This window comes from Stenotrophomonas sp. YIM B13575 (assembly GCF_042787595.1).
Classification (GTDB): Bacteria; Pseudomonadota; Gammaproteobacteria; order Xanthomonadales; family Xanthomonadaceae; genus Stenotrophomonas; species Stenotrophomonas lactitubi_B.
In genome coordinates this window covers 1-7,817 of sequence record NZ_JBHZOP010000159.1, presented here as the reverse complement: position 1 = coordinate 7,817, position 7,817 = coordinate 1, and the positions used below count along the sequence as shown (strand labels likewise).

Genomic DNA, 7,817 nt, shown 5'->3' with positions numbered 1-7,817 from the left:
GCCATGCCCGGCGGCTGTGCGATACATGTCTCCTGCATGCGACGCAGCCCGCGCTGCGCGCTCGCCGGGCATGGCCCGGCGCTACCGGAACGGCCGCCGCTTGATCTTGATCAGGGCAGCGCAGGGGCGACCGGCGCATCGTGGCCGCAGGCCACGAAGCGATGCCGACCATGGCAAAGCCCATTCCGCTGCGTCCCAAGCATCCCGAGCGCATCTGCTGGGGCTGCGACCGTTACTGCGCCGCCGACGCACTGGCCTGTGGCAACGGCGCCGGCCGCACCCAGCACCCCATCGAAACCCAGGGCGAAGACTGGTACATGGCATGGGGCATTGAGCCGAATCCGGACAGGCCATCGCATGCCAAGCGCTGAACGGCAGCTATCGGCACGGGCTTGATCGCTTCGGCGGCTGTCCCCATGTCCCGTGAACAGCTATCGGAGGCCGCATGGACCCCAGTCAGAATCCCACCGTTTTCCACGCCACCACCATCGTCTGCGTTCGTCGCGGCGAGCACGTGGCCATTGCCGGCGACGGCCAGGTCACCCTCGGCCACACGGTGATGAAGGGCAACGCACGCAAGGTCCGCCGCCTCGGCCGCGATGGCCAGGTGCTGGCCGGCTTCGCCGGTGCCGCCGCCGATGCCTTCACCCTGTTCGAGCTGTTCGAGGCCAAGCTGGAAAAGCACGGCCAGCTGCAGCGTGCTGCGGTGGAACTGGCCAAGGATTGGCGCACCGAGCGTCGCCTCGGCAAGCTTGAAGCCCTGCTGGCGGTGGCCGACAAGGAAACCTCGCTGATCATCAGCGGCACCGGCGATGTGATCGAGCCGGAGGACGGCATCATCGCCATCGGTTCCGGTGGTTCGTATGCACTGTCCGCTGCACGTGCGCTGATGGCGCACACCGAACTGGACGCACGCACCATCGCCAGCGAAGCGATCAACATCGCCGGCGACATCTGCATCTACACCAACCGCAACGTGGTGGTCGAGGAGCTGTGACGGGGAACCGTCACAGGCATTCCCGATCCGCCGGGCATGGCCCGGCGCTACCGACAACGAATTCGTGAGCACACCCATGCCGCACAAGATCGAAGTTTCCTCCGCCACCATGACCCCGCGCGAGATCGTGCAGGAACTGGACCGGCACATCGTCGGCCAGCATGACGCCAAGCGCGCGGTCGCCATCGCCCTGCGCAACCGCTGGCGCCGCATGCAGCTGCAGCCCGAGCTGCGCAACGAGGTCATGCCCAAGAACATCCTGATGATCGGCCCGACCGGCGTCGGCAAGACCGAGATCGCGCGCCGCCTGGCCACGCTGGCCAACGCGCCGTTCGTGAAGGTCGAAGCGACCCGCTTCACCGAAGTCGGCTACGTCGGCAAGGACGTCGAGCAGATCATCCGCGACCTCGCCGATACCGCCGTCAAGCTGTACCGCGAGCAGGCCAAGGTGCGCGTGCGCACGCAGGCCGAAGAGCGCGCCGAAGACCGCATCCTCGATGCGCTGTTGCCGCGCCGCAGCGGTGGCATCGGCTTCGACCCGGAGGCGGCGCGCAACGAACCGTCGGCGCAGGACAACGAGACCCGCATCAAGTTCCGCAAGATGCTGCGCAACGGCGAGCTGGACGATCGCGAGATCGAGCTGGACCTGACCGCCAACGTCAGCATGGACATCATGACCCCGCCGGGCATGGAGGAAATGGGCCAGCAGCTGAAGTCGATGTTCGCCAACCTCGGCGGTGGCGCCAAGGCGCACAAGCGCACGCTGACCATCAAGGCCGCGCGCCCGCTGCTGCAGGAAGAAGAAGCCGGCAAGCTGGTCAACGAGGACGATATCCGCACCGCCGCGATCGAAGCCTGCGAACAGCACGGCATCGTGTTCATCGACGAGATCGACAAGGTCGCCAAGCGCGGTGATGCAGGCTCGTCTGGCGGTGATGTCTCGCGCGAAGGCGTGCAGCGCGATCTGCTGCCGCTGGTGGAAGGTTCCAACGTGTCCACCAAGTACGGCACGATCAAGACCGACCACATCCTGTTCATCGCATCGGGCGCCTTCCACCTGGCCAAGCCCAGCGACCTGATCCCCGAGCTGCAGGGCCGCTTCCCGATCCGCGTGGAGCTGGGGGCGCTGAGCAAGGCCGATTTCGTGCGCATCCTGACCGAACCTAAGGCGGCGCTGACCAAACAGTACGAAGCGCTGCTGGCCACCGAAGGCGTCAAGGTCAGTTTCACCACCGATGCCATCGATCGCCTGGCCGAGATCGCGTTCCAGGTGAACGAGCGCCAGGAGAACATCGGTGCGCGCCGTCTGCACACCGTGCTGGAGCGACTGCTGGATTCGCTCAGCTACGAAGCACCGGACCGCGATGGTGAAACCCTGGCCATCGACAGTGCGTATGTCGATGCGCACCTGGGGGAGCTGGTGCAGGACCCGGACCTGAGCCGCTACATCCTGTAAATGAAAAGGCCGCCGAAAGGCGGCCTTTTTGTTTGTCCGTTCGCATCCACGCATGGCGTGGATCTACCACGGTAGCGCTTCCGGCAGCGGCTCCGGTACCGAACCCGGTACGAACACGCCTTCCTTCACGTAGGCGGCCAGGGTCATGTCCAGCGCCAGCATGCCATCGCGCTTGAGGTCCATCAGGTCCGGCTCGACCATCGCCCCGTGCAGCACGCCGAGCACGGTGGCGTGCAGCATGCGCGCGGCGATCTTCGGGTCGGCGCCGTCGCGCAGCTGGCCGAGGTCCTGGGCACGGCGCAGGGCGCGTTCCATCCGGTCGAGGGCATCGCGGAAGCCGGCCTGCTGCAATTCGGTCAGTACCCTGGTATCAGCCGAGGCATCGCTGCGCAGCATGATCTCCATGGTCTTGCGCAGGCGCTCGTCCTCGGACAGCTCGATGAACGAGTGGATCATCACCGCGCGCAGATCGTGCACCGGGGTATCGCGCTGGTCGCTGGAGGTGCGCTCCAGTTCCTGCATGAAAGGCAGGTGTACCCGTTCGATCATCGCCGCCAGCACTTCGCCCTTGTTCTTGAAGTGCCAGTACACCGCGCCGCGCGTGTAGCCGGCGCGGGCGCCGATCATCTCCAGCGTGGTGCGGGCGACGCCATGCTCGTGGAAGCAGGTTTCGGCGGCGTCCAGGATGCCTTCCCGGGTCGCCTGGGTGTCCTCTTTGGTCTTGCGGGCCATGAGTGGGTACGAGTTAGCGTGAAACGTGGCTGAATTGTACCGGTTTACAAACAAACACGCATGTATGTATATTTCCCTCCCATCATTCCCGTCGTATGCGTGGCAGGCCTGTCCTGGCTCCCACTCCACCCGGGTGGGCGCTGTCCGCGCGGTCTCCGCTCCTGCAAGGGGAGGGTCCGCCATATCAGCGCCGACTGAGATCCCTCCCTTCAAGAGCCATTCCCATCATGTTGCTGAGCCGAATCCGACCCTTCGCGTTGTCGCTGGCGATCGCTGCCACCGTCGCTGCCTGTGGCGGCCAACCCCAGGCGCCCGAACAGGGGCCGGGCCAGGTCAGCGTGGTCACGCTGAAGTCCGAGACCGTCGGCCTCACACGTGAGCTGCCGGGCCGCACCAATGCCTTCCTGGTGGCCGAAGTGCGCCCGCAGGTCAACGGCATCGTCGCCAAGCGGTTGTTCACCGAGGGTGGGATGGTCAAGGCCGGCGAGCCGCTGTACCAGATCGAGGACGCCAGCTACCGCGCCCAGGCCAACAGCGCGCGCGCACAGCTGGCCCGCGCCGAAGCCACCGCCAATGCGGCGCGGTTGAGCGCCAAGCGCATCACCGAGCTGGCCAAGGTCGACGCGGTCAGCCAGCAGGATCTGGAAAACGCCGTGGCCGCGCAGAAGCAGGCCGAGGCCGACGTCGGTGCTGCCAAGGCATCACTGGATGCCGCCAACGTGACCCTCGGTTATGCGCGCATCACCGCGCCGATCAGCGGTCGCATCGGCAAGTCCAGCGTCACCCAGGGCGCGCTGGTCAGCGCCGGCCAGGCCACGGCGCTGGCGACCGTGCAGCAGCTGGACCCGATCTACGTCGACCTCACCCAGTCCTCGGCCGAGCTGCTGCAGCTGCGCCGCGAACTGGCCGCCGGCCGCCTGCAGGACAACCAGCAGACGCCGGTCAGCATCCTGATGGAAGACGGCAGCACCTTCGAACACAAGGGCACGCTGGAGTTCTCCGAAGTCAGCGTCGATCCGGCCACCGGCAGCTTCGCGCTGCGGGTCAAGGTCGACAACCCCGACGGCCTGTTGATGCCGGGCATGTACGTGCGCGCGGTGATCGGCGGCGGCGTGCGCAGCGACGCGGTGCTGGTGCCGATGCAGGGCATCGCCCGCGATCCGAAGGGCGATACCAGCGCGATGGTGGTCGGCAAGGACAACAAGGTCGAAGTGCGCCCGGTCAAGGTCAGCCGCACCGTCGGCGACAAGTGGCTGGTCGAGGACGGCCTGAAGGCCGGCGACAAGGTCATCGTCGAAGGCCTGCAGAAGATCGGCCCGGGCATGCCCGTGAACGCCACCGAACAGGGCGCCGCCCCGGCCAAGCCGGCCGCCGCCCAACCTGCAGCTGCGGCCGCAGGCGCGAAGTAAGCGGAGAACCCCATGGCACGTTTCTTCATCGATCGACCCATCTTCGCGTGGGTCATCGCGATCATCATCATGCTCGCCGGCGGCCTGGCCCTGTTCAAGCTGCCGATCTCGATGTACCCCAACGTCGCACCGCCGGCGGTGGAAATCAGCGCCAGCTACCCGGGTGCTTCGGCCAAGGTGGTCGAAGACTCGGTGACGCAGATCATCGAGCAGAACATGAAGGGCCTTGATGGCCTGATCTACTTCTCCTCCAACAGCTCGTCCAACGGCCAGGCCACCATCACCCTGACCTTCGAGAGCGGGACCAACCCCGACATCGCCCAGGTGCAGGTGCAGAACAAGCTGCAGCTGGCGATGCCACTGCTGCCGCAGGAAGTGCAGCGGCAGGGCATCAACGTAGCCAAGTCCAGCTCGGGCTTCCTGAACGTCATCGCGTTCGTGTCCGAAGACGGCAGCATGGATGCCAACGACATCGCCGACTACGTCGGCTCCAATGTCGTGGACCGTCTCAGCCGCGTGCCGGGCGTGGGCAACATCCAGGTGTTCGGTGGCAAGTACGCCATGCGCATCTGGCTGGACCCGAACAAGCTGCACACCTACGGCATGTCGGTGCCGGAAGTGGTTGCTGCGGTGAAGGCACAGAACGCGCAGGTGGCCATCGGCCAGCTGGGTGGTGCGCCGTCGGTGAAGGGCCAGCAGCTCAACGCCACCATCAACGCGCAGTCGCGCCTGCAGACCCCGGAACAGTTCCGCAACATCATAGTGCGCGGTGCGCAGGATGGTGCCGAACTGCGCCTGGGCGACGTTGCCCGCGTCGAGCTCGGCGCCGAGTCGTACGACTTCGTCACCCGCTACAACGGCCAGCCGGCCAGCGGCCTGGCGGTCACCCTGGCCACCGGCGCCAACGCGCTGGATACCGCGGCCGGTGTCGATGAAACCCTGAAGGAACTGGAAGGCTTCTTCCCGGCCGGCCTGAAGGCCGAGATCCCGTACGACACCACCCCGTTCGTGCGCGTGTCGATCAAGGGCGTGGTGCAGACCCTGCTCGAAGCGATCGTGCTGGTGTTCGTGGTGATGTACCTGTTCCTGCAGAACTTCCGCGCCACCCTGATCCCGACCATCGCCGTGCCGGTGGTGCTGCTGGGCACCTTCGGCGTGCTGTCGGTGCTGGGCTTCTCGGTGAACATGCTGACCATGTTCGCGATGGTGCTGGCGATCGGCCTGCTGGTGGACGATGCCATCGTGGTGGTGGAGAACGTCGAGCGCATCATGTCCGAAGAGGGCCTGTCGCCGCTGGAAGCCACCCGCAAGTCGATGAGCCAGATCACCGGTGCGCTGGTGGGTATCGGCCTGGTGCTGTCGGCGGTGTTCGTGCCGATGGCCTTCATGAGCGGCTCCACCGGTGTGATCTACCGGCAGTTCTCGGCGACGATCGTGTCGGCGATGGCATTGTCGGTACTGGTGGCGATCGTGCTGACGCCGGCGCTGTGCGCGACCATGCTCAAGCCGCTGAAGAAGGGCGAGCACCATGTCGCCCACCGCGGTTTCGCCGGTCGCTTCTTCAACGGCTTCAACCGCGGCTTCGACCGTACCAGCGAAAGCTACCAGCGCGGCGTGCGCGGCATCCTGCATCGCCCGTGGCGGTTCATGGGCATCGTGGCCGCACTGTTCCTGCTGATGGGCGTCCTGTTCGTGCGCCTGCCCAGCTCGTTCCTGCCCAATGAAGACCAGGGCGTGCTGATGGCGCTGGTGCAGGCGCCGGTGGGCGCAACCCAGGAGCGCACGCTGGAATCGATCGCCGCGCTCGAAAAGCACTTCATGGAAAACGAGAAGGGTGCCGTCGAATCGGTGTTCTCGGTGCAGGGCTTCAGCTTCGCCGGCATGGGCCAGAACGCGGGCATGGCCTTCGTCAAGCTGAAGGACTGGAAGGATCGTGACGCTGACAATGGCGTGATGCCGATCACCGGACGTGCGATGGCTGCACTGGGGCAGATCAAGGATGCCTTCATCTTTGCCTTCCCACCGCCGGCCATTCCGGAGCTGGGTACGGCGTCGGGCTACACCTTCTTCCTGAAGGACAACAGCGGCCAGGGCCATGAGGCACTGCTGGCGGCCCGCAACCAGCTGCTTGGCCTGGCGGCCGGCAGCAAGAAGCTGGCCAACGTGCGTCCGAACGGCCAGGAAGACACCCCGCAGTTCCGCATCGATATCGATGTGGCCAAGGCCAGCTCGCTGGGCCTGTCGATCGACCAGGTCAACACCACCCTGGCCACCGCATGGGGCAGCTCGTACATCGATGACTTCATCGATCGCGGCCGCGTCAAGCGCGTGTTCGTGCAGGCTGACCAGCCGTTCCGCATGGTGCCGGAGGACTTCGATCTCTGGTCGGTGAAGAACGACAATGGCGAGATGGTTCCGTTCAGCGCCTTCGCCAGCAAGCATTGGGATTACGGTTCGCCGCGCCTGGAACGCTACAACGGCGTGTCGGCCACCGAAATCCAGGGCGAACCTGCCCCGGGCGTGGCCTCCGGTGATGCCATGGCCGAGATCGAACAGCTGGCCAAGCAGTTGCCGGCGGGCTTCGGCGTCGAGTGGACGGCGATGTCCTACCAGGAACGCCAGGCGGGCTCGCAGACGCCGCTGCTGTACACGCTGTCACTGATGATCGTGTTCCTGTGCCTTGCTGCGTTGTACGAAAGCTGGAGCGTGCCGACCTCGGTGCTGCTGGTGGCGCCGCTGGGCATCCTTGGTGCAGTGCTGGCCAATACCTTCCGTGGCATGGAGCGCGACATCTATTTCCAGGTGGCGATGCTGACCACGGTGGGCCTGACCAGCAAGAACGCGATCCTGATCGTCGAGTTCGCCAAGGAGCATCTGGAGAAGGGCGCAGGGCTGATCGAAGCGACGATGCATGCAGTGCGCGACCGTCTGCGTCCGATCATCATGACCTCGCTGGCCTTCGGCATGGGCGTGCTGCCGCTGGCGATCTCCAGCGGTGCCGGCTCCGGCGCCAAGCAGGCGATCGGCACCGGCGTGCTCGGCGGCATGGTGGTCGGCACCGTGCTCGGCGTGTTCTTCGTACCGCTGTTCTTCGTCGTGGTGCAGCGCGTGTTCAAGAAGCGCAACGCCACCGAGTGATGACAACCGGTAGCGCCGGGCCCTGCCCGGCGGATGCCTCACCGCATAGTCGCCGGGCCCGGCCCGGCGCTACCACCGTGACCCC

The 7,817-nt window shown here is 65.9% G+C and carries 6 protein-coding genes; 5 read left to right on the top strand and 1 reads right to left on the bottom strand.

Annotated elements, in window-relative coordinates:
• The first annotated feature begins 170 nt into the window (after positions 1-170).
• The 3 genes from ACFX4F_RS19705 to hslU all read left to right on the top strand — a co-directional run bounded on the left by ACFX4F_RS19705 (position 171) and on the right by hslU (position 2,453).
• Positions 171-371 carry a DUF3079 domain-containing protein gene (locus ACFX4F_RS19705; protein ID WP_099820638.1) on the top strand — a complete coding sequence of 67 codons (201 nt, stop codon included), beginning with the start codon at positions 171-173 and terminating at the stop codon, positions 369-371.
• A gap of 74 nt (positions 372-445) precedes the next feature.
• Positions 446-997, top strand: coding sequence for an ATP-dependent protease subunit HslV (gene hslV / locus ACFX4F_RS19700; protein WP_025877284.1), 552 nt, complete (start codon positions 446-448; stop codon positions 995-997).
• Between the two features lie 76 nt (positions 998-1,073).
• Complete coding sequence (gene hslU, locus ACFX4F_RS19695; protein ID WP_089236974.1) at positions 1,074-2,453, top strand: ATP-dependent protease ATPase subunit HslU; 1,380 nt, start codon at positions 1,074-1,076, stop codon at positions 2,451-2,453.
• Between the two features lie 63 nt (positions 2,454-2,516).
• On the opposite strand, the gene smeT is transcribed toward hslU, so the two are convergent.
• Positions 2,517-3,185 (bottom strand): efflux transporter SmeDEF transcriptional repressor SmeT, encoded by a 669-nt coding sequence (gene smeT / locus ACFX4F_RS19690; protein WP_380657985.1) that lies wholly within the window; start codon positions 3,183-3,185, stop codon positions 2,517-2,519.
• 227 nt (positions 3,186-3,412) lie between these two features.
• Here smeT and smeD point away from each other — a divergent pair, with 227 nt between their 5' ends.
• A complete protein-coding gene (gene smeD / locus ACFX4F_RS19685; RefSeq protein WP_099820612.1) occupies positions 3,413-4,594 on the top strand; it encodes a multidrug efflux RND transporter periplasmic adaptor subunit SmeD in 1,182 nt (393 codons plus the stop codon).
• Between the two features lie 12 nt (positions 4,595-4,606).
• Entirely contained in the window at positions 4,607-7,732 is a 3,126-nt protein-coding gene (gene smeE / locus ACFX4F_RS19680) for a multidrug efflux RND transporter permease subunit SmeE (RefSeq protein ID WP_380657982.1), read from the top strand.
• Positions 7,733-7,817: the final 85 nt, after the last annotated feature.